Origin of the sequence: Sphingobacterium sp. UBA1498, from assembly GCF_002325125.1 — a bacterium.
Taxonomy (GTDB): domain Bacteria; phylum Bacteroidota; class Bacteroidia; order Sphingobacteriales; family Sphingobacteriaceae; genus Sphingobacterium.
Genome location: NZ_DCRG01000016.1, coordinates 22418 through 46893, shown reverse-complemented (window position 1 = coordinate 46893; position 24476 = coordinate 22418). Strand labels below are relative to the sequence as shown.

Annotated in this window: 17 protein-coding genes; 9 read left to right on the top strand and 8 right to left on the bottom strand. The window is 40.7% G+C overall.

All coding sequences use genetic code 11. From position 1 onward, the window contains the following. The first annotated feature begins 36 nt into the window (after nt 1-36). From B3139_RS09405 to B3139_RS09395, 3 genes are all read left to right on the top strand, one after another. Nucleotides 37-765, top strand: coding sequence for a 3-keto-disaccharide hydrolase (locus tag B3139_RS09405; protein ID WP_209578955.1), 729 nt, complete (start codon nt 37-39; stop codon nt 763-765). A gap of 264 nt (nt 766-1029) precedes the next feature. Next, nucleotides 1030-3213, top strand: coding sequence for a S9 family peptidase (locus B3139_RS09400; protein ID WP_293882257.1), 2184 nt, complete (start codon nt 1030-1032; stop codon nt 3211-3213). A gap of 123 nt (nt 3214-3336) precedes the next feature. Beyond that, entirely contained in the window at nt 3337-3948 is a 612-nt protein-coding gene (locus tag B3139_RS09395) for a CDP-alcohol phosphatidyltransferase family protein (protein ID WP_293882255.1), read from the top strand. On the opposite strand, the gene B3139_RS09390 is transcribed toward B3139_RS09395, so the two are convergent. The 3 genes from B3139_RS09390 to asnB all read right to left on the bottom strand — a co-directional run bounded on the left by B3139_RS09390 (nt 3945) and on the right by asnB (nt 8496). Next, nucleotides 3945-4913, bottom strand: coding sequence for a polysaccharide deacetylase (locus tag B3139_RS09390; protein ID WP_293882253.1), 969 nt, complete (start codon nt 4911-4913; stop codon nt 3945-3947). The two genes, B3139_RS09395 and B3139_RS09390, sit on opposite strands and share 4 nt — an antisense overlap. A gap of 2 nt (nt 4914-4915) precedes the next feature. After that, nucleotides 4916-6484, bottom strand: a complete 1569-nt coding sequence (locus tag B3139_RS09385; protein ID WP_293882251.1) for a M20/M25/M40 family metallo-hydrolase — start codon at nt 6482-6484, stop codon at nt 4916-4918. A 323-nt stretch (nt 6485-6807) separates the two neighbouring features. Continuing rightward, the gene (gene asnB, locus B3139_RS09380; protein WP_293882249.1) at nt 6808-8496 is read right to left on the bottom strand and encodes an asparagine synthase B; all 1689 of its coding nucleotides are present in this window, start codon (nt 8494-8496) and stop codon (nt 6808-6810) included. Nucleotides 8497-8731: 235 nt separating this feature from the next. Here asnB and B3139_RS09375 point away from each other — a divergent pair, with 235 nt between their 5' ends. Beyond that, nucleotides 8732-9319 (top strand): Crp/Fnr family transcriptional regulator, encoded by a 588-nt coding sequence (locus B3139_RS09375; RefSeq protein ID WP_293882247.1) that lies wholly within the window; start codon nt 8732-8734, stop codon nt 9317-9319. Nucleotides 9320-9480: 161 nt separating this feature from the next. Then, nucleotides 9481-9942: a VOC family protein gene (locus tag B3139_RS09370; RefSeq protein WP_293882245.1), complete on the top strand. Its 462-nt coding sequence runs from the start codon at nt 9481-9483 to the stop codon at nt 9940-9942. A gap of 152 nt (nt 9943-10094) precedes the next feature. Here B3139_RS09370 and B3139_RS09365 read toward each other — a convergent pair whose 3' ends face one another. The 3 genes from B3139_RS09365 to B3139_RS09355 form a co-directional block, all read right to left on the bottom strand. Next, nucleotides 10095-10430, bottom strand: a complete 336-nt coding sequence (locus B3139_RS09365) for a HopJ type III effector protein (RefSeq protein WP_293882243.1) — start codon at nt 10428-10430, stop codon at nt 10095-10097. A gap of 53 nt (nt 10431-10483) precedes the next feature. Further along, on the bottom strand, nt 10484-12322 hold the full coding sequence (locus B3139_RS09360; protein WP_293882241.1) for a UbiD family decarboxylase: 1839 nt from the start codon (nt 12320-12322) through the stop codon (nt 10484-10486). 144 nt (nt 12323-12466) lie between these two features. After that, nucleotides 12467-13336: a hypothetical protein gene (locus tag B3139_RS09355; RefSeq protein ID WP_293882239.1), complete on the bottom strand. Its 870-nt coding sequence runs from the start codon at nt 13334-13336 to the stop codon at nt 12467-12469. A gap of 329 nt (nt 13337-13665) precedes the next feature. Here B3139_RS09355 and B3139_RS09350 point away from each other — a divergent pair, with 329 nt between their 5' ends. The 4 genes from B3139_RS09350 (at nt 13666) to B3139_RS09335 (ending at nt 20506) form a co-directional block, all read left to right on the top strand. Further along, nucleotides 13666-14922 (top strand): deoxyribodipyrimidine photo-lyase, encoded by a 1257-nt coding sequence (locus B3139_RS09350; protein WP_293882237.1) that lies wholly within the window; start codon nt 13666-13668, stop codon nt 14920-14922. Nucleotides 14923-15103: 181 nt separating this feature from the next. Beyond that, the gene (locus tag B3139_RS09345; RefSeq protein ID WP_293882235.1) at nt 15104-17845 is read left to right on the top strand and encodes a 2-oxoglutarate dehydrogenase E1 component; all 2742 of its coding nucleotides are present in this window, start codon (nt 15104-15106) and stop codon (nt 17843-17845) included. A 63-nt stretch (nt 17846-17908) separates the two neighbouring features. Then, nucleotides 17909-19147 carry a 2-oxoglutarate dehydrogenase complex dihydrolipoyllysine-residue succinyltransferase gene (gene odhB / locus B3139_RS09340; RefSeq protein ID WP_293882233.1) on the top strand — a complete coding sequence of 413 codons (1239 nt, stop codon included), beginning with the start codon at nt 17909-17911 and terminating at the stop codon, nt 19145-19147. Nucleotides 19148-19441: 294 nt separating this feature from the next. Beyond that, nucleotides 19442-20506, top strand: a complete 1065-nt coding sequence (locus tag B3139_RS09335; protein WP_293882231.1) for a hypothetical protein — start codon at nt 19442-19444, stop codon at nt 20504-20506. Nucleotides 20507-20518: 12 nt separating this feature from the next. On the opposite strand, the gene B3139_RS09330 is transcribed toward B3139_RS09335, so the two are convergent. Further along, nucleotides 20519-22444: an LTA synthase family protein gene (locus B3139_RS09330; RefSeq protein WP_293882229.1), complete on the bottom strand. Its 1926-nt coding sequence runs from the start codon at nt 22442-22444 to the stop codon at nt 20519-20521. Between the two features lie 4 nt (nt 22445-22448). Next, nucleotides 22449-24329, bottom strand: coding sequence for an LTA synthase family protein (locus tag B3139_RS09325; protein ID WP_293882227.1), 1881 nt, complete (start codon nt 24327-24329; stop codon nt 22449-22451). Between the last annotated feature and the right edge of the window lie 147 nt (nt 24330-24476).

Sequence of the window (24476 nt, the reverse complement as noted above, 5' to 3'; positions counted from 1 at the left end):
TATTTGTATATTTAACCATTACCAAAAACCCAACAGATGAACTCTTTTTTATCCTCAGCGATAGCATTAACACTCTTATTTGGCGCGACAGGGCTACATGCCCAGACCAATATGAAACCCACTGACACGGAATATTACAGTCCTGTCCCTCCAACCATAACAATCGATCATGGCATACCGAGCGATGCCATTGTCCTTTTTAACGGCAAGGATCTCAGTAAATGGAAAGGTGAAAAAGGGCAAGCCAACTGGACGGTGAATAATAATGTACTCGAAGTAAAACCCGGAGCTGGAGCCATTGAAACAAACGAACATTTCACCGATTTCCAACTGCATGTGGAATGGAAAAGCCCCGAAGTTATCAAAGGTGAGGGTCAAGGAAGAGGCAATAGTGGAATTTTTTTACAAGGGCTATATGAGATTCAGGTACTGGACAACAACAACAATCCGACTTATGTGAACGGTGGAGCAGGCAGTCTTTACAAGCAGCGTCCACCACTGGCACAGGTAATTGCGCCAGACAAATGGCATGTGTATGATATTATTTACAAAGCCCCCCAATTCAGTAAAGATGGAATATTAATCTGTAAAGGAACTGTAACCGTGCTACATAATGGGGTATTAGTGCAAAACAATACCCAAATCGAGGGTACTACAGAGTATATAGGGCTGCCCAAACAAGTAAGCCACGGTCCAGGCCCGATCATGCTACAGGATCATGGTGATCTGGTTCAATTCCGAAACATATGGTTACGTAAATTGTAGCAAACCAGCAAGAAGTAGAGGTTTGCAGCAAGCAATTTTAGTTACGAAAGCAACAATTCTGTATTAGGTTTTATAGGGCTATTTCCCTAATTTTAGCCCTATAAATGTTAAAATAAAACGGAATATAATACGTTCTTTCTGCATTATTTTTTTGCCCGCAGCAGACCTCTTCGTTCGAAGTGAGTAGAGCAAAACGCAAAATAACCGTCGGAACGGGTTCACGTATGCCGTTGAGAATAAACTTTCACAAAATATTACAGTTTAATGAAAAGAATTGCGCTATTCTTCTTGTTGGCAAGCTCCTTAGGCAGCTTTGCACAACGCAACCTCAATTTAGAAGAAACAGTCTTTGGTCCCCGCACCTATGCACCGACATCGATCGTTGGTGCGTCGTGGATCCCAAAATCCAGCACCATCTCCTATCTCGATAAATCATACCAAAATCTATTATCGAAAAGCTCAACAAACAATTGGAGTGAGACAACTCTGGCATCTAAAACGGACCTTGAAACCGCTTTAAAGGCGGCTATTCCAAATGACTCATTCAGTCTTCGGATGTTTCCTTTTGAATATAAATGGCATGACGGAAATTCGCTCTTACTTCAGGTTGAAGGAAAAGATAAAACGTACTCCGTAACTTACAACATTCAATCAAAAACTATTGAAAGCTTTATCGGCAATGACAACAAAGGTGCGAATCGTGAAGTAAGTTCGGACTTTTCTAAAATCGCTTACTTAGTCGAAAACAACATTGAAGTTATTGACAAGAATGGCAAAATTACTGCTGTAACAGATGACAGCAATAAAGGGATTGTCAATGGAAGCGATTACACACACCGTCAGGAATTTGGTATCAAGAAAGGAATGTGGTGGAACAATCAGAATGACAAACTACTTTACTACCGTAAAGATGAAACTATGGTAGCCAATTATCCTTTACCACAATGGAGCTCCAGAATTGCGGACATCAAGTGGATAAAATACCCAATGGCAGGGCAAAAATCAGAAGAAGTATCTTTGGTGGTTTACAATATCACCACTGGACAAAAAGTGACACTTCAAACCGGTGAGCATTCAGAGCAGTATCTAACCATGGTTACCTGGGATCCTTCTGGAAAATACATCTATGTCGGACTCCTTAACCGCGGACAAAATGACCTTAAAGTCAACAAATACAATGCTGAAAACGGTTCCTTGGTCAAAACATTATTTGAAGAAACTGCAACAACCTGGGTTGAACCTGAAAACCCATTAACATTTTTACCAAACAAACCAGATCAATTTCTTTATCAATCTGACAAGGATGGTTACAATCAGCTTTACTTATACAATACCAACGGTAATTTAATTAAAAAGTTAGGCTACAAAGACATCGTCATGGAAACATTACTCGATTTCTCGGCCGATGGCAACAAAGTAAGTTATACCGGCGTAACCAATAATGGTTTGGATCGCCAGTTATTCGAAGTTGATCTAAAATCGGGTAAGACGATTCAGTTAACACATGAATCTGGTATGCACCATGCTGCCTTAAGTGACGACGGCAAATATATTTACGATCAATACAGCAATTTAAAAACACCTAATAAAGTTCAGATCAAGAACATCAAATCTGCTAAAGAAACGACCTTAGTCAATGCTGAAAATCCTTTTACCGGGAAAATAAATGATCCTAAAATCGAATTTGTACAGTTAACTTCTGCAGATGGAAAATACCCGTTGACAGGACGTATCATTTATCCCAACGATTTTGACCCTGCCAAGAAATACCCGGTCATGTACTATTTATATGGCGGATCACACTCACAGTTGGTGTCTAACAAATGGTTAGGCGGAGCAGGTTACTTCGACATGTATATGGCCCAGCAAGGTTACATTGTCTTCACGATGGACAATCGCGGCACCAATTACAGAGGTCGGGATTTTTACACCGCTACCCATCGCAACCTCGGCCAAAATGAAATGGCCGATCAAATGAAAGGAATTGAATTCCTTAAATCAAAATCTTTTGTTGACCAACAACGGATGGGTATTTTTGGCTGGAGCTTCGGTGGATTCATGACCACTTCCTTCATGCTGCACCACAACGAGATCTTCAAGGCTGCAGTAGCAGGAGGTCCAGTCATCGACTGGAAATTTTATGAAGTGATGTATGGAGAGCGTTACATGGACACTCCAAAGGAAAATCCAGAAGGCTATAAATTAACATCACTGCTCAATAAAGCCGATCAGCTGAAAGGAAGACTATTGATTATTCACGGTGCACAAGACCCTGTTGTTGTACAGCAAAATAGCATGGAGTTTTTAGAAGCCTGCATTAAAGCCGGTAAGCAAGTAGATTATTTTCTATACCCTACGCACGAACACAATGTGATGGGGAAAGACCGTATCCATATGTACGAAAAAATTGCTGACTATTTTAATCAACATCTTAAAAACCCTTCTTAGTTAAAAAAAGCCAAGAAGAGTCACGATTTTTAATACAACAAAAAGGCTAATCAACTGATTGGCCTTTTTGTATTTTAACGAACAATAACTATCTTTAGACAGACTGCTTTAACCAAGTAAACATTGCTATCGAAAAGACACATTCCATTTATCCTGATATTACTTCGCCTTATTCTAGGACCGTTGCTTATCCTCTTGTACTGGCTCCAGATTGATCATTTCAACTGGTATGCTATTTCTTTCCTAATCATCGGATTATTGAGTGATATTTTTGACGGTATCATTGCCCGAAGATTGGGCGTCGCTACCGCCTTGTTAAGACGCTGGGATTCAAGTGTGGACCTGTTATTTTTCTGCTGTATCTGCCTGGCAGCCTACCTGAGCAATCCCGATTTTTTTAAAGATAATGCCGCATTGATCTTGACCCTGATCGGATCAGAAGCATTAACCTACATCATTAGCTTCATCAAGTTCAAAAAAGAAATCGCAACACACTCTATCGGAGCCAAGGTCTGGACACTTTTTTTATTCGCATTTTTAATCGAATTGCTACTCCGCGGCCAATCCACCATCCTATTCCAATTAACAATCTGGATAGGATTAATAACCCGCCTGGAGATTGTTGCAATCATCCTAATACTTAAAAACTGGTCAAATGATATACCCAGCTTTTATCATGCTATTTTACTCCGTCAAGGTAAAACGATCGTAAAAAATAAGCTATTTAATGGCTAGTGCTCATTTTGATCTAAGCCTTCAGACAAACTATACAATGTCCAATGCTTCGTTTTTATTGCCTGCGATTCTGTCTGGAGTAATTTGATAAAGTCATGTACCCCAAGCTCCTCGTTTCCGTTACCGTGAATCAGGACAATACTTCCATTCTTCGCCTGTTGCCCCTTAGCCAGCCAGGCATCCGATCCAACGGCAAGGAGACCATAAGATATCAGGTGTTCAATAATTCGGCGATCTGAAACTAAGCCCGGACAACGGAAAAACACCGAAGGCATAAGGCCATTCTTCAGCATCAATTTTTCATTTTCCAACACTTCAAATCTTAGATCCGTATTTTTAGAAAGCAGAAAATTGGACGACAGTGGATGATTGTTAAAGACATGGTCATACGTATGATTGATCCAGGTAATCTTGATACCTTTTCCTGCCAGCGACTTCAGCCATTCCAGATCAGCCCCATGATTCAGCATCCATTTACCCGAAACAGAAACAGCCAATGGCAAAGTACCATCGACACCCTTAAACGCCAATAGAAGATCTTCAAAAATAGTTTTATCCAAGGGCTTATGTGAAGGGCATAAATCGATTGTCAAATTAATACCCGCTTCTTTAGGAAGGCTAAAATTCAGACCAGCATCCTGTAAGTTATTCTCCGTTTTCCTAACGAAGGAAAAACAGCTTTCATATACAGAACCCTTTAAACTTTTATTAACCTGATTCGCATCAGTATAGCGCACGCTTACCGATCGACCGCCTACTACACGCGTTTGCAGTGTAGTAGGATCTACCGTGAGGTAATATTTTACAGCATTCGATGTGAAACTTCGAATACCCACCAAAGATCGATCATTTTCGCGAAGGATCAGCCACTCGGTCCTGTAGTTTTCTAAATTGACAAATGAAGTCTGTCCAAAAGAAAAAAGACCGCATACGAGAAATAGATAAACTAAGATGAGTTGTTTCATAGCTAATTGCCGCTTGTTCTTTTCGACTGAAGATTCATTGGCCATGCTGCTGGCTTACCATCTTTATCGATAGGTAATGTGATTTTGTCGCGTGCAACCAATGTCGGCTCTTCACAGGCCAAGTAAGTCAAAATTGCAACAATAATGGCATTTTGCTTCACCTCATCAAATACTATCTTATCGTAAGTATCACGGTTGGTATGCCAGGTCACTTTACCATAGTCCCAAGAAGTCGAGGAAAGTCCAAACGCCGGAATTCCTTTTTGAACAAAAGAAGAGTGATCACTTCCGCCGGTCCCTGGCATACCGGGAAAACTCGTTTGAATTTCATTGCGAAAATCTTCAGGTAGATAGTGCAGCCAGCGACTAATGTATTCGTAGGATTTTTCAAAACCACTGCCCCCGATACGAACGATTCGACCGGTTCCATTATCCTGGTTCCACACCACCTGTATATTTTTTGCAAGCTCAGGATGGTCCTCGACAAATGCGGAAGAACCGTTCAGCCCCTGCTCTTCACTCCCCCAGTTCCCGACCAAAATTGTTCTTTTATTATCCGGATAAACCTTCCTTAAAATACGGACGGCCTCCATCATGGTAATCACACCGGTAGCATTATCTGTCGCGCCAGAGGCCCCGTCCCAAGAATCTAAATGTGCCGACAGTACAACATATTCATCGGGCTTTTCTTTACCTTTGATCTCGGCGATACTATTATAGGTTTTTGATATTCCAAGTTCTTTTGAATTTCCCTGAAGCAACACCCGAGGTTTGACGCCATGTTCTGCCATGCGGTGTAACAGACCATAATCTTCCAATCCCACATTAAATACGGGAATCTGTTTAGACTTTGCATCAAAAATACGCGTGATACCCGGCAACTCTGTCCAGTAAGAATCTATGACACCAACTGCACCGGCTTCTTCCAATACTAAAGGCAATGTCCGACGAGTGCTTCCCGTGTAGACCATACTGCGCTCCCACATTTTTAGCTGATCGTTTTTTAAGGTTTGGTATTTTTCGTAACCTTGAGCAGTAGCAGATTCCTTCCAGTTGGCATCTGAACGTCCCGACAGTGGATTCATGCCAATAAGCACAATTTTCCCTTTGACTGTTCTAAGCCACGACTGAAAGTCGGACTGGGACTGAAACAAAGGCATAGTCACCACCTCCGCCTCGACACCTTTCCCCTTTGTCATCGGACTGAAAGCCAATTGTGTACCTTCCAAAGACTTTACGCGCGGATAGGTCATCGTCACTTGCGAGGTGCCCCGCTCCCAAGAACGCCATTCGCCATAAGGCTCATTACGGGCCTGCGCTCCAAGCGAATTATAATTTCTAACAACCCAGTCGTGCGCCTGTTGCATTTGCGGACTCCCAACAAGGCGAGGACCAATCATGTCGATCAGCTCAAATGCATACTTTTCCAATTGCGAATTTGCATTTGCTTCCTGTACAATCGACGAAACCATCGCTTCCTTTTGCTGAGCAAAAACCCGAGGAGTACTCCATAAAAGAAGTGCTAATCCCAAAGATTTTATTCCGAGTGGTATCGTTGCATCTATTTTCATATGTTATTATTAGTTACTTTATAATTATCCGTTGACAAGCAGACACCGCAAGCGTGATGCACTTCGCGTACATTCCATTAGCTCCAATCGGATCTTCCAAAAAAGAAAGCACTCTGGTTAACTGTAATTAATTTGAAAAACCAAAGCTTCCGCTCATTGGTGTTTCCGAAAATTACTAAAGAATATTTAAAAACACACATTATTTTCAAGCAGCTCAATGATATCTTTCTATTTGGCTCGGAAATGACAAAAGAAAGAATAAAAAAAGCCTGAAAAGATACTTTCCAGGCTTTACTAAAAATATAGATATGAAGGTTGATTAGTTACACGGCTTCCACTTTGGATTTTTCGTAGCTCTCTTGGTGCACAGAAGCCACCGCTCTACCCGAAGGGTCGTTCAGGTTCTGGAAAGAAGCATCCCATGCCAACGCTTCGGGCGTACTACATGCAACAGATTTTACTGAAGGAACAGTTTGTGCTGCTGCTGTTGACGGAAAATGTGATTCGAAAATTGTCCGATATAAAAACTCTTCTTTATTTTTCGGTGTGTTTATCGGGAAGCGCGTCGAAGCCTCGGCAAATTCCTGATCAGAAACTTTACTTTCAGCCTGCTCTTTCAATGTATCGATCCAGCTGTAGCCTACACCATCAGAAAATTGCTCTTTCTGGCGCCAAGCGATGCTCTCGGGCAGATAGTCTTCAAAAGCTTTACGTACCACCCATTTTTCCATTCTTCCATCACGGATCATTTTATCGGAAGGGTTGATGCGCATGGCAATATCCATGAATTCTTTGTCCAAGAAAGGCACACGTCCCTCAACCCCCCAAGCCGCGAGTGATTTATTTGCGCGAAGACAATCATATAGATAAAGTTTTTTTAGCTTGCGTACAGTTTCCTCGTGAAATTCCTGTGCATTGGGTGCTTTATGAAAATAGAGATACCCACCAAAAAGTTCATCCGAACCTTCGCCTGACAATACCATTTTAATTCCCATCGATTTGATTACACGCGCCAATAGATACATTGGTGTCGAAGCACGGACTGTTGTAACGTCATACGTTTCCAAGTGATAGATTACATCACGGATAGCATCCAACCCCTCCTGGATCGTAAAATTAATTTCGTGATGTATCGTGCCAATATGATCAGCAGCTTTTTTTGCCGCAATTAAATCTGGGGCACCTTTCAAACCTACCGCAAATGAATGCAATTGAGGATACCAAGCATCTTCCTGATCGTCACTCTCAATACGTTTAGACGCAAACTTCTTCGTTACAGCAGCAATAACAGATGAATCCAAACCTCCAGAAAGCAATACACCATAGGGCACATCTGACATTAACTGACGATGCACCGCATCTTCCAATCCTTTGCGCAAAACAGCGATATCAGTTTCGTTATCTTTTACTGTATCATAACTTTCCCAATCGCGTTCGTACCAGCGCTGCGGAACTGTTCCGGTTTTACTATACAAGTAATGTCCCGGAGGAAACTGTTCGATCGTCTCACAGAAACCTTCCAGTGATTTTAATTCCGATGCAACAAACAACTGCCCCTCTTTATCTTTACCATAATATAAGGGAATAATCCCCATATGGTCACGAGCAACAAAAAAGGAATCGTCACGCGAATCATAAAGTGCAAAACTAAAAATACCATTCAATTCGTCAACAAATGAAGGCCCTTTGGCTAAGTATAAAGCCAACACAACCTCAGAATCACTTTGTGTCGAAAATTCATAATCGGGAAGACTATTTCTTAATTCATGGTGGTTATAGATCTCGCCATTAACTGCCAGTACAACTTGACCATCTGGACTGTACAAAGGTTGACTTCCCGATTTAGGATCAACGATAGCTAATCGCTCGTGTGCCAACAAAGCTTTTTCGCCAGTGAAGATACCCGACCAGTCAGGACCACGGTGACGAATACGTTTTGACATTTCCAATACTTGAGATCTCAATGAGCTTGCAGGTTGCTTTAATTCAAAAGCGCCAATAATTCCACACATATTATGAACTTTTTAAAGATTTCGTTTTTACATTATGTTATTGACACAAAGTAAAACAATTAAAAACTAAATTCATAATAATTTTTAATTTTTATTATATTTTTATTAAAAATAGTTTTCAAAACAAACAAAATTATCAATGAAACACTTGTTTGTTTAAAATAATCACACAACAGATCTGCACTTGGTATGGACATTAATGATTAAATTGAGCTTATAATCAAATAACCAGGACATGGATCCAATCAGAACCTTTTACAGCGAGCTAGCGCTCACACCAGAGGAATTAACTGCTATTATTGAAAAACATGCGCCCATTACCGTCAAAAAGGGCGACTTTATATTGACCAAAGGGCAGGTTTCAAATGCCTACTACCTGATTGAGCACGGGCTCACACGTTCTTTTTTACATGATTTCAATGGTAATGAAGTAACTACCGGATTCTGCATTGAAAAGGAGATAGTCATTGAAGTGGCCTCCTTTTTTCAACGCAGTCCAACGGTTGAAAATATTCAGGCACTCGTGGAAACCCGTCTTTGGAAAATAAAATTCGAAGATTTTCAGGAACTCTTTCATCAGATTCCTGGATTTAGGGAATGGGGCCGATCCTGGATGGCAAAAGAGCTTGTTCACAGTAAAAATAGAGCTATCGCTATGATTACCGAACCGGCAACGGCACGTTATCTTCACCTCATGAAAGAAAAACCCCTATTGATACAGCAAGCACCACTCAAGCATATTGCCTCTTATCTGGGCATTACTGATACTTCTTTGAGTCGTATCCGCAAAGAAATTGCTCAAGGGAATTGGCCCTTTTCCTGATTAGCGTGCTATTTTTTTCAAACTTGTCTTAAGGCAAGTTTTTTAAGCAGGTTTCAGGTTATTTTTACTAAAGCTTTCTTGGCTACATGTAATCGCTTCAATAGGATAGCAAGATGAATATAGGAAGCCAAAAAAGTAATGTACATTCAAAATCAGAGATTATGGCAAAATTACACGCTTATTTAAATTTTAACGGAAATTGCGAAGAAGCTTTCAATTTTTATGAAAAAGTGTTCAACACAAAGAACCCAGGTTACATGCGCTACGGAGATATTCCTGCTGATCCACAAATGCCTCCAGTTCCGGACGAAGCAAAAAATAAAATCTGTCATACCGCAATTTCCATCAATGGAGATAGCATGCTGATGGGCGCTGATGTTGTCCCCGCTTTTGGACAACACTATATTCAAGGAAACAACAGCTATGTCATGCTCATGTGTGAAAGCACGACAGAGGCAAGGACATTATATGATGCGTTAACTACCGATGCAAAGTTGGTCGAAATGCCCCTCGGAGAAACATTTTTCGCCGAACTGTACAGCGCTTTTCAAGACCAGTTCGGCATTTGCTGGATGGTTTACTTTGGTGGAAATAAAGAAGAAGATTGCGAAAGTAAGCCTTAAGCAAGCCAAACAGTTAGCAATATATCTGGCGAAAAAGGGCGATAACAACAGTTTACCGCCCTTTCTTTTTTCTATGACTTTGCACCTCAATCGAAACTGCCGCTACAGGAAGCGTCTATTTCATCTCGAGCTTCCCCCCCTTCAGATTGCTATTATTTCTTTACCAATACCTCTTGCTCAAACGAGATCCCATCCCAACCATTTGTCCTAAATTGACGAATATTCTGATGGCTATCTCCCGCTGGATCATCGAGTACATGCTGATAATGTTCGGCAAAAAGACACAATGTATCTTCGGGAGACAGATTATTCAGCTTGGCGAAATAGAACACTTTTGCACTCCCTTGATTTTCTTCTTTTGAATTTTTCAACGTCCCATTTTGAAATGCACTGAGCGTATAGCTATACTGATCAGCAATATGCGTCAGCACTTCCTGAAAGGGTAATTCATTTTCTTTTACTTTATTCAATAATTCTTCTATCTTCATCTTAAGGTTGCTCCTTGTAAATTTTATTGTAAATGAATAGGCATTAGGCGTTCTTAAATAATTCCATGCAGTGATTTTCCCCTTGCTCCAAGCTGATCAACACGTTTTTCCACTGCTTCGTCTTTGATCAAAGCCGGAGCATGGTGGGGTTTTGTTCGCGCATCAATAATCAAGGGACCTTCACAACCCCAATGTTTAAAATCCGTAAAGCTGTGTATGCCGTAAATATCAAATGCAGGATTACTTTTGGTAAACGTTGTCCAAACAAAGTTATTGACCGAAGCGGCGGTAAAGTTCGCATCATCGCATAAAACAACCAACGGAAACCCCTCCCAGAAACTGCCTGCTGCAGCATGGCACCATTCTTCCATAATCTTCAATTCATTGTCATAACTAGAGAATGCCTGACCATCGATCGCTATCACACCGGGCATCACAAATTTCGCCTGGTTGAATGGCCGCGGCAGTTCAAAGTGAGACGGCAATTCACGTCCGAGGGTTCTTTTCTTCGATCCGGCAGCGGCAAAGACGACCTTTGAGCCCGCATTTAATCCTTCTCCAGAATAGTCTAAAGTATCAATTGTCGTATTGGTTTGAAAGTGAACATCACGGGTCAGGTCTATTCGCTCAAGAATATGCCCCAAAAAAGCTGGAATATCATAAATATCCAGTTGCGGATTATCCTCATGCGCTGAAATAAACAAATATTTAGCAAGACTAAGCTGGTTTTTCCCGAGTATTTGATTCGCTATTGTTAGAATTTCCTGTGGTCTATCCACACGTTGGTAAGGCGTATAACGTTCAGAACCTATGGCGAAAAGCAAGGGGTGTACCCCAGCGGCATCCACAGCATTAACAGCATGAAGGCCTGAAATCTCCTGTGGAATAGCTGCTCCCGTAATTTCGTGGATTAAAGCGCCAAAGCTGGTATCTTCCTGCGGTGGACGCCCCACAACCGTAAAAGACCAAATCGGATTTTTCTTATGGTACACATTGTGCACTTTCATCAATGGGAATGGATGGGTCAGGCTATAATATCCAATATGGTCACCAAATGGACCTTCTGGCTTATTTTCATTCGGATAAACAGTACCTGTAATTACAAAGTCAGCATCTGCCGAAATACAAAAACCTTCATCATCATAGAAATAACGGAATCTTCTATTCCCCAATGCGCCCGCGAAAATCATCTCAGAAAGTCCTTCCGGCAATGGCATTACAGCAGCTAAAGGATGTGCAGGAGGTCCCCCGACAAAAATACTCACCTTTAAAGGTCTACCCAGTGCATTTGCCTTTGTTTGATGTATCCCTATGCCACGATGCAACTGATAATGCAAACCAATTTCCTGATCCGGTAGATAATCATTACCAGAAAGCTGAATCCTGTACATTCCGAGATTAGCATGCATGATACCAGGCTTGCTGACATCTTCGGTATACACTTGCGGCATAGTCACAAAAGCACCACCATCCATGGGCCAGTTGACAATCTGCGGAAGTTTACTAATGGATGTCTTTCCATGAAGAATAGGAGCACCCGATTTCCTTTTCCAGGGTAGAGCCCCTAAAGCTGTCATTGACGAACCAATATATTGGAAAGGGTTTTTCAGCACCGCAGCAGGATTCATTTTAACGTCCACCAATTTCTTTAAGTGATCCAGCGAATCGCGAAACATAAATTTCGAACGTTCTAACGTACCAAACAAATTGGACACCGCAGGGAATGTGGTACCTTTGATATTTTCAAAATACAAGGCCGGTCCCTCAACATCAAATACCCGCATATGAATTGCAGCCATTTCGAGATAAGGATCAACCTCTTCTTTGATACGGATCAAATGCCCATGCTTTTCAAGATCCGCAACACATGCTTCTAAACTATTGTATCCCATATATTAAATCTGTTTCACCACGTCAATCCACAAATTTAACAGAATTATTGATTATACAGGATAAAAACCGGTATAAGATACGAAAACACCTATCTAAAAAACAGCTATAAAAACTATTGTTTCGATATCCCCCTGAACGGTACATCAGGTGTCTACGCAGACATAGGTTTTCAAAGGGGTAAATTCAAATGCCTGTATTTTCTGCCAAGTAGTATTATCGACATTCTTTTCATAATAAAGCACTCTTCTAAACTCATCGATATCTTCTTTATTGATATCATTCAATCTTGTTAACAGAAGTTTAGCAAAGAATTTATTCACACCGATCTCTTTTTTGGGACGTTCGGATGAGCAGTTCAGAAAATGGTAAAATAAGCCTCTAAAAGTCATTTCCTCATTGCCGCCAAGGTAGATGACCTCAGATATAAAATTATTTTCCCAGGGCATTTCCCGCAGCCAACGGTATACATCAAGCAGAGGAAGTGGCCTAAACTTTAGGGAAGCCACCCAATTCCAATAAAATATAGTTTGCCGTCGCGCAAGTTTAGCAAATATTCGGTTCAGTACACTCTCTTTTCCCACCACACTGCTTTTAATCACAATCGTATATTGTACACGTAAATTTTCAAGAAGATTGCGCACAGGCTCCAAGAAATGTTCGTCCATTAACCGCGCGACGTAAATAACACGATTATTTCCTGCCCGCTTACAAAGCTCCACGAAATTGCGCAGACCGAGCAATTCAAGCTGAAGCTGTATATCATTATCCAGCGAAGGAACTTGCGTAAAATAAATTCCAAAATTAAGATCTGAGATTTCAAAATTCTCAAAAGCTTCGCCTTTCCGCAAGAGGTCGAGTTCAAAAAGCTTAGCCGTAACCTTTTCCTTCACAATCCTATTAAATAGAGATAAATTGCGGACTAATCCCGTCACATCAAAATCGCTGGATTGCAGATAACAGGATGCCCGTCGTCCCAAATAGGTATTTAGCCCGCTGATTAAAACCTTTTTCATTCGAATGCTCTATTTTATGGCTATGAAACCATCCCGATTTTATAATTCGTTCTCACTATAGTGGACATTAAAGATGACCCTTCCCCGTTAGTAAGCTGTGTTTACTCTGATTTTAGAACAGAAAAACGTCAAATAAGTTTAATACTAATTTTTATTTTTTTCGATAAAAAAGACTCAGCCAGCCTCGTGGCGACCGTCATTGTCCTTTTTTTGTCAATTCATGAATTAATACTTTCAAGAACACAATATCCTTATATATTTGTAAATCTTCTGAAAATAGGCTGCACTAAAAAGTATTTATCTTCACCTCTATGGACAAAAGGGCTACAATGATCTGGTTTCGAAATGATTTAAGACTTCATGACAATGAGGTTTTTTATCAAGCTTCTGAGAAAAGTTCATTTATTATCCCCGTTTATTGTTTTGACCCGCGATATTTCGACCGAAATCAGTTTGGCAACTTGAACACTGGTGTTCTGCGAGCGGCCTTTGTTATCGAAGCCGTCACGGCTTTAAAAGAAAAATTAAAAAGCCATGGTAGCGACTTGTTGACTTATGTGGGAAAGCCTGAAGATATTATCCCTAGAATCGCACAAAAGTATCAAGTTCACGAAGTTTATCACCACCGCGAAGTAGCACTTCGGGAGACCTCCATTTCCGAAAAAGTAGAAAGTAGACTTTGGAGCAGCAAAATAAATCTCCGGCATTTCATCGGTCATACCCTTTATCACAAAGAAGACCTTCCATTTCCGATCAAGGATATACCCAATGGTTTTTCTGTTTTCAAGAAAAAAGTTGAGCGGGAAAGTTTAGTCCGGCAACCGATTCCATTACCGACCAACTTCCTGACGCCCCCCCATTTAGAGGACACCAAAATCCCCTCACTGAAAGACTTAGGTTATTCAGCTGAGGAGATCAAATCTGTCGACGACATTTACATTCTCGGAGGCGAAGACACGGCACTCAGTATTATGCATGCGCTATTGTCAACCTACCCAGAGACGGATCAGGATCCGCTCATCCTCGGTCCTTTTATTGCCTCAGGCGCCTTATCCCCTATCCTTTTATATCAAAATATCAAAAAATTGGGTGAAGGCAGAAAGGACAAACGCTTTGAGAAGATTATTGACATCCTTCTTTGGCGTGATTATTTTAGGTTTATGCTAAAAAAATATCCGAATATATTTTTTAAATCACAGGGCTTTACAACTAGTGCACCGCAAGGTTTTCCATCCACAGACGGCGATGACGAACGATTTGATAAATGGAAATCTGGCCGTACAGAGCATGATTTTGTAAACAGTGTGATGATTCAATTGCAGAAGACGGGCTACATTCCCTATCAGGCACGCTTTATTGCCGCCAGTTATTTGGTGCATGAGTACGGTGTCAATTGGCTTCGTGGAGCTTCCTGGTATGAGGAGCACCTGCTGGACTATTCTCCTGCCACCGTATATGGACAATGGTCTCATGTCGCTGGCGTGGGGACGAGTGAAAAAGATAATAAGGCATTGGATTGGCAAAAATTGATCAAAATTCATTTCCCGAATGGACTTCCAAAACTGGATGAAATAATGGTTAAATAAATCTTCTTCGGAAATAAATAATTCCGAGGGAAAAGGTCTTTTTAGCACGCCGGAATCCCCTTTAAAATCATGCTAAAAATGTTAAGAATTGGATAGATTTATTGATTAAATTATTCAATTTCAGTATTAGAAACTCTTTTTTTATTCATAACTTTGACAAATTTCATAGTTTTAATTGTAAATGGACAATCTGACATATTTGAGTAATGCTGATTCGGCTTATGTCGATGGCTTATATCAATCGTACAAGCAAGATCCCCAATCGGTAGATTTCGGATGGCAAAAATTCTTTGAAGGTTTTGATTTCGGTCAAAATGCTGGTGGAACAACAAGTTCAGTAGGTGAAGCTACTCCTGAGCACGTTTTGAAAGAAATCAACGTGCTGAACATGATTAACGGCTACCGCGATCGTGGCCACCTATTCACACACACAAATCCTGTGCGTGAGCGACGTAAATACTATCCTGGCAAGGAATTGGAGACGTTTGGTCTTGCTGAAGCAGACATGAGTACCGTTTTCAATGCCGGTGTTGAAGTAGGCTTAGGTCCAGCAACATTAAAAGACATCCGTCAATTGGTAGAGGATACTTACTGCCGTTCCATTGGTGCAGAATTCAAATATATCCGTAACCCAGAGAAAATTAAATGGTTACAGGACCGTATGGAAGCGGATCGTAACATGCCTAAATTCTCTTTAGATACCAAAAAGAGAATCTTAAACAAATTAAACCATGCTGTTGTATTCGAAAACTTTTTGGGTACTAAGTTTTTAGGTCAAAAACGTTTTTCGCTTGAAGGTGCCGAAAGTTTAATCCCTGCGCTAGATTCTGTTATCGAAAAAGGAGCAGAAATCGGTATTCAGGAATTTGTTATCGGTATGGCTCACCGTGGCCGTCTCAATGTATTGACCAATATTATGGGTAAATCTTACAAGTCAGTATTTTCTGAATTTGAAGGTAAGACTTATGCCGACGATCCCGAAGTAAACTTTGGTGGTGACGTAAAATACCACTTGGGTTTCTCTTCTGAAGTCAAAACCAACGATGGCAAATCTGTCCACCTAAGTTTGGCTCCTAACCCTTCACATCTGGAAACGGTAGATCCAATCGTAGAAGGTATGGTTCGTTCGAAAATCGATTTTAAATACGAAGGAGATTCTTCTAAAATCGCACCGATCATCATCCATGGTGATGCGGCAATTGCTGGCCAGGGTGTCGTGTATGAAGTAACCCAGATGTCGAAACTAGATGGTTACAAAACTGGTGGTACTGTACATATTGTCATCAACAACCAGATCGGATTTACAACAAACTATAAGGATGCCCGTTCGGGTACATATTGTACCGACGTCGCAAAAATCACTTCTTCACCTGTATTCCATGTCAACGGTGATGATGCTGAAGCAGTAGTATACGCCATCAATTTAGCTGTAGAATACCGTCAGAAATACAAAACTGACGTCTTTATCGATCTATTATGTTATAGAAGATTTGGACATAATGAGGCCGATGAACCAAAATTCACGCAGCCATTGTTGTACAAACTTATCGATAAGCATCCCAACCCGAAAGAAGTTTATGCTAAAAAATTAATTACCGAAGGAAGTATTGACGAAGCATATTCCAAAACTATCGAGAAGGAATTTAAAGCTGCACTACAGACTAAATTTGAGGAATCTAAAACAGTTGAGGTATTGACTGAAGAGATTCCGATGTTTAAAGGGGCATGGGAAGGATTGCGTCCTGCTAAAAAAGGTGAAGTATTAACAACCTCCGATAAAACCAAAGTTGCAAAGGATCTATTTTTGAAATTAGCAAAAGAAATTACAACCTTACCTGCTGACAAAAAATTCTTCCGTAAGATTACGCGTTTATTTGAAGACCGTGCCAAAATGATCGATACGGATTCATACGATTGGGCAATGGGTGAATTGATGGCTTACGCGACATTATTGGATCAAGGTAACCGTGTGCGTATTTCGGGGCAAGATGTGCAACGTGGTACCTTCTCACACCGTCATGCCGTATTAACGCTTGAAGATTCAGAAGAAAAATATGTTCCTTTAGCTCATGTGAAAGGCGGCGATAAATTCTCCATCTATAACTCCTTACTTTCCGAGTATGCTGTTTTGGGTTTTGAATATGGCTATGCATCCTCTAATCCCAATTCATTGACCATTTGGGAAGCGCAATTCGGAGATTTTTATAATGGTGCTCAAATTATTGTGGATCAATATCTATCTAGTGCAGAGACGAAATGGAAACGCTCCAACGGATTGGTTATGATGCTTCCTCACGGTATGGAAGGTCAGGGTCCTGAGCACTCTTCAGCACGTATCGAAAGATTCTTGGAGCTGTGTGCAGATGAAAATATGATCTTAGCCAACTGTACTTTACCTGCAAACTACTTCCATTTGTTGCGTCGTCAACTGGTACGCGAGTTCCGCAAACCGTTGATTGTATTTACACCAAAATCATTGTTGCGTCATCCAAAAGTGGTGTCGCCTTTAAAAGACTTTACAGAAGGTGTTTTCCAAGAGGTAATCGACGATGTTAATGTTTCAGCAAAAGATGTTAAACGCGTATTGTTCTGTTCGGGTAAAGTGTACTACGACTTATTAGAAAAACAAGAGGCGGATAAGCGCAAAGATGTTGCTATCGTTCGTGTCGAGCAATTGTTTCCGATCCCTACAGATCAATTGAAAGCAATCCGCAAAAAATACACAAAAGCAAAAGAGTTTGTCTGGGTTCAGGAAGAAAACGAAAACATGGGGGCTTGGTCTTATTATTGCCGTAAACTCATGGGTACTGAGATTGCATTTACAGGTTTTGTTGCCCGCAAAGAAAGTGGAAGTACAGCAACAGGTTATATGAAGCAACACGTTGCTCAACAGGCAGCAATCTTAAATAAATCATTCGAATAAAAACAATTTAAAATCAATTGCGTCCTAGCTATAGGACGCAATTGTCAATAAAGAACATTATATATGAGCTTAGAAATTAAAGTACCAACCGTAGGTGAATCAATCACGGAGGTAACCTTATCACAATGGTTGAAACAAGATGGCGATTATGTGGAGATGGATGAAAACATCGCCGAACTGGAATCAGACAAAGCAACGTTTGAATTACCAGCTGAAAAAGCAGGTATCTTAAGAATCATTGCACAAGAAGGTGATACTTTAGAAATCGGTGCTGTTGTTTGTACAATTGAAGAGGGTGCTGCCCCTACTGGCGATTCAGCTCCAGCTGCTGCACCTGCTAAGGAGGCATCATCAACTGCTGCTCCAGCGGCTGCCGCGAAAGAGGAAGATCCAGATAGCTATGCTGCTGGTACAGCTTCTCCTGCTGCTGCAAAAATCTTAAGAGAAAAAGGAATTGATCCTTCTACAATAAAAGGAACAGGGAAAGAAGGTCGCATCACAAAAGAAGATGCCGAAAAAGCTCAACCCGTTGCTAAAGCTGCAGCACCAGCAGCAAAACCTGCTGCGGCTCCAGCTGCGACAGTTGCTCCCGTGGCGGGTTCTAGAAACGAACGTCGTGAGAAATTATCTTCCTTACGAAAAACGATCGCAAAACGCTTAGTTGCCGTTAAAAACGAAACAGCGATGTTGACAACATTCAATGAAGTCAATATGCAGCCGATCATGGATTTACGTGCCAAATATAAAGATACTTTTAAAGAGAAATTTGGTATCGGTCTAGGTTTTATGTCATTCTTTACAAAAGCAGTAACAACTGCGTTAGCTGAATGGCCTGCTGTCAATGCACGTATTGAAGATAACGAAATTGTATATTCTGATTTCGCAGATGTTTCAATCGCGGTTTCTGCACCTAAAGGATTGGTAGTTCCAGTTATCCGTAACGCTGATGCCATGTCATTGGAGCAGATCGAAAAAGCAATTGCCGCATTGGCAGGTAAAGCACGTGACAACAAATTAACGATCGACGAAATGACTGGTGGTACATTTACAATTACCAATGGTGGTGTATTCGGATCAATGATGTCTACGCCAATCATCAACGCGCCACAATCGGCAATCTTGGGTATGCACAACATCATCCAACGTCCTATTGCTGAAAATGGTCAGGTGGTGATCCGTCCAATGATGTATATCGCGCTTTCTTATGACCACCGCATCATTGATGGTCGTGAATCAGTTAGCTTCTTGGTACGTGTAAAACAATTATTAGAAGATCCAGCTCGTTTATTGTTGGGTGTTTAAACCGCAATAAAGTTTGGAAATATAAAAAAGACCTATGCCTTTGTGGTATAGGTCTTTTTTTTCTGAAAGTGTCTGATCTTATTGACCAGAAAGAACCTTCAAAAAAGAAACGGTCTACTTAACGAATATAAATCAGAGATAGCCGAATATAAACCGCCTTTTTAATTTCTCCCTTTTAATTTTTACTTTCATCTTGTTAAAGATCAAGCATATCTCTATATACAGCCGGCTTGATAACATAAAAGCTCCTATACAAACGCGAAATTGATTATTAAGCAGACCTTATCAAACAAAATGAAAATTTTAATAACAGCTGCATATCTATTACTCACTGTAACGACACTGTTTGCCAACATGGCAAACCCAAGAAGTCCGCACAGCATAACAGGACAGCTCGTCCCTGCCGGCAAGGTAAAAGTCACCCATGAGCGTATCGACATCCGCCTTTTATTGGACAGCACTGATGATCATTCGGACTATCGTAGTCACTTCAGCATTGTATATAATATCCATGCTGAAGAAGAGATCGAATTACCGCTCGTATTTCTCGCGCTAAATATGGATGGATTGGACCGGGTCATTGTCAATCAGAAAGAAATTAAAGCAAAGAGGATGGATCAGCCCGATTCGAAGTTCCCTTTTTTACGTTTAAAGGATGGCTATTATGAAATCAGCTACGACAGCGATGAATGGAAGCGCATCTCGCTGAATGATGCATTTTATTTTACCGCTAAGCTACACAAAGGCGAAAACAATATTCAGGTTCAATACAGCGCTTATATGGGCTATGACCGGCGCGATATCCGAACCAGATACGAAATTGACTACCTCTTATTTCCTTCCAGATACTGGTCTTCCTTTGGCCCAATTGACCTGTATCTCCACCTAAACGGTGACATGGAAGTCCTTGCACAGGATTTGGGAACCTCCAAATTAAAAACGGATTCAATCATGCACTGGGACATTGATCAGGTAGAAAAGAAAGAGAGTTTCCATATAGAAGTCGGCTTGAAGACCTCCCCGTTAGCAAAAGCAATTCTTTGGGTACACCCGGAACTGCTTGCGCTGATCGGATCGCTATTTTTGTTATACCTACATATCCGATGTATTTATCTAAAATACAAAGGTGGCAAATACCGCTATGCACTGCTTATTGGAAACCTAATTATTCCAAGCTCCTTCTATTTCTTCTGCTGGTTTTGGTCCAGTCTGGCCAACTATCTGATCAACGGTTCATTTGAGGAGAAATCCCGGGGCTTTATACTGCTAGTCATCTTCACCTTACCCTTGATCTACATCATTTACGACCTGGTTCTATTGATTATAGACAGAAGCATCCGATCAAGGTTTTCCACCTAGAAAACCGACAGCCTACTTTTTGTAGGTTAGCTTATTTTCAATCATGCGGTTGTTATACTGTTGAATAAATGCTTTCATTTTGGTCTCCATCGTATCCAGTACGGCGGGATGCTGTTTCAGTAGATCCTGTTTCATCAAGCGGTCCTTCTTTAAGTCATAAAATGATGTCACTTTCAGTCCATCATAGGACATCATATAATCTTTATAATAAAGGTTATAGCTCCCTGCATTGTTATTGAGCACAAAATTGTCCTTACCCGGTTTGAAGGCATCCGAACCAAAGGCAAAATAAGGTTCATCATAATGCAAATAATTTAAAATCGTCGGCATAATATCTATTTGCTGTACCAGTTTATCCGCTTTGCCAACTAGGTTATCGCCTGGTGCATAAAATATAATAGGAATTTGGAAGCCCCCTGCTGCCGTTTGATATTCTGGCAGGTAGCTTACAGTAGCATGGTCTGCACAAATCACGAAGACGGTGTTCTTGTACCAGGGCATTTTAGATGCTGTCGCAAAAAATTCGCGCAGCGCATTATCGGTATATCCGATGGGCTCTTGTACTGGCAAAGGTCCTTTTGGAAATTTCCCCTGATATTTTTCGGGTACTTTAAACGGATGATGCGAGGATAATGAGAAGAAACTGGCGAAAAATGGCTGATGAAAAGTATTGATCTTGTTTGCGACAAATTGCAAAAAAGGTTCATCCCAGATTCCCCATATGCCATCAAAGTCCGCATCATTGTTATATTCATTCTTACCAAAATAATGCTGAATGCCTGCCAATTTCATATAAGCCGAAAAGCCCATACTGCCATTAGGTGCCCCGTGGAAAAAGGCCGTCTCATACCCTTTCTTACCCAACAGCTTTGCTAAGCTCGTGGTTTCATTTCCCGAGTATATGGAAAGTACAAAAGGTTCACCTATCGAAGGAATTCCGGTAATCACGGATGGTAGTGCATCAATTGACTTACGCCCATTGGCATACGTATCTGTAAAAGTGTAAGCATGGCGGATCAATGAATCCAAAAAAGGCGTATAACCTTTGTATTTTCCACCTTGGATATCTTTATTCAATTCGCCAAAATGTTCTTTTGCAAAACTCTCCAAAATCAGAACGACGACATTTTTCTTTGCAAAAGGCTGGTCTGCTTTTGGTATATGAATGGGATTGTATAACTGCTCAAGCTCTTGGTCAGAATAATAATGAACAGGTTTCAGATTTACAGCTTTTAATGTTTTCAATATACTGAATGGTGTGTTCAGTACAATATTCATTTCTTCTGGTGTTTCTACATAATCTCCGGCATTGCTTAACGTAATGGGACGCGTGCTATGGGCCCAGCCCCCACGTACCCCACCAATGAAAAGAAAGGCGGTCAATAGAAACAAAGGTACTTGGATCAAAAATGACTTCCAGTTATATTTCGTGATCTTTTCCAGCTGAATAAGCTGATAGGATCTCATCAGGCCATACACGATAAGAGCCAATAGTACGATAAGATACCAATAGTCCAAACAAAAATCAAAGGCCAGTTTCATCAAGTTTGATTCATTTGAAAATTGATCGATTACTGTACCTGTAGTTCTTTTGAGTGTAAAGGGATAATAGGCAAAATCAATCAGGTTCAAGGCTATTCCTATTGAATTGACCACAACGAAGATCCATTTCGCGACTTGCTGATAGACCCGGTTATCCTTAAACGGTCCCGGAACAGTCATCATCACAATATAAAGAATATTTAAATACAGCAGGGCTACAATGTCGAAACGCACACCACCGGCAAACATCACCAGGAGCTTACCCGCATCGACGTGCGGAAATAAGGAGGCATTGATGCCATAAAACCCCAATCTTAACAACGCATAAATGACCAAAAGAAAGATAAAACGAATTGCGACAGCAAAATACGGTGCAAGTACTCCTTTTAATTTCATAGTCCTAATATTTTAAAAATTCACGATATACCTCTTGATAATACGCTTTACCGATATTCAACAAACTATCTGTTTTGCTCACTGGATATTCCTTGTTCGATCTATAGTTGATTATCCTTCCCACATTATCAAATGAAACAGCTTGTTCTGGAGTAATCACTCCAAAGGCATCTTTGGAATTATAAAAGGCAATTTGAGGTGTCGTTGGATTAAACAAATCCCGGCTCCAGTGGTAACGTTCGGTTGGAAGTTTCAATTGGGTCAATAACGTTGCTGCCAAATCTGTCTGATTGCCAATTCTGCTGAAAATTTTCCCCCGAAACTCGGGCTTGATAACATCTCCGAAAAAAATCAATGGAATATGAAAGCGATTAGGATGGAATAGCTCCCATTTTTCTGAAGGAAGGCGGTGTCCATGATCAGCTACAATAACAAAAAGAGTATTCTTATACCAAGCTTCTTTTTTGGCTTTTGAGATAAAGTCATACACTACTGAATCCGTGTAATATGCTGTGCTTCTAAACTTATCTGCATTGGTAGCATTGCCAAATTTATAACCGTTTTTTAAATCGAATGGCTCGTGATTGACCAAGGTAAAGATCGTAGAAAAGAAAGGCTGTTTTTCCTTTTTGAAGTCGTTGATCATCCGATTAAAAACCACATGGTCATATACCCCCCACGAGGCACGTTCAGCATCCAAGCCAAAATTAGCATTGTCCACAACCTTAGCTATCCCATGTGTCAGCATATACGATTTAAAATTGTAAAACTCACTTTGTCCACCGTGGTAAAAGGATGTTTCGTAACCTGCATGATCAAGCTCTTGCCCAATTGCAGGCATATTTTCATGTTTATCAATATATTTAATAATACTTTCCGGGCCTTGCGCCGGAAAGCCACTCAATATCGCAACCATTCCTTTGTCAGATCGATCAGCAGCAGAATAAATATGGTCAAACAAAATCCCCCCTTTGATCAACTCTTCCATGTGTGGAGTAATTCCCTTCTCCCCCCCGAGGGACTGGATGAGGTCTCCGACAAAACTTTCTAACATAATAAAAACCACATTCGGACGAGTCGTTGAAAGCACCTGAACCGCCGAATCGGGCTGATGCTGAAAGGCGGGCCGTAGTTTGTCTGCGATCTCTTTCTGATCGCTATAGTAACTATATGGGTTTTTCAGTTTGGTATTTTTAGCAAAGAAATCGCGTAAAAAAGCCCATTGCGTATTGACTGCCGCATGATTATAAAATGTATCTTCCGAATAATAAGCTTTACTGGGGTTTAATGTTGCCCGCCCATAACCGCCGCGAATAAACGTGAAAAGGACAAACATTCCGACGAGCAGTTTAAAGATATTACCAACCGGAGATTTGATATTGAAAAAGAATACCTTTTTAAACATCCAGCGGTATAAAAAATAGCCACACAATATGCCGATCACCATGCCGACGATTGGAAGAAATACCGGCGTGGCTTCTGCCGAAGCTACTGCTCCTGAAGGTGAGGCCAAAAAAGAATCAATCGCACGCTTGGAAATCTTGTCGCCCCATTCCCGGTAGATATTGACATTGATAAAGCTTGTCACAAAAAATAAAACCAGCACAATAATGGTATAGACATCCAAGATCCGCCTTTTGGGTTTGAGCTTTGGAAAAAAACTTAATATACAATACACAAGGAAGGGTAGTGCACATATGTAAGAAACAGCAGAGAAATCCAGATTGAGGCCATGATAGTAAATTCTGAAAACCTCTGTAATATTGGAAAAACCAATTTTCTCAAAAAAAGCAGTAACAAAAATCAATCTATCTATAAAACAGATAATTAACCAGAATAGAAAATACTGTGTTAAAGCTCTCAACTCTTTAGCAAATCGTTGCATTCTTTCGCGTAAAAATAAAACAGGCAAATTTACATTAATTTACATGAAATACAGGCTAATTACTTAGTAATATGAATAAAAGATTAAAAAATTATAAAGTACCCCTGAGGTAGTATACCGCGTAAATAGCAAACTCTTCTGCTAAAG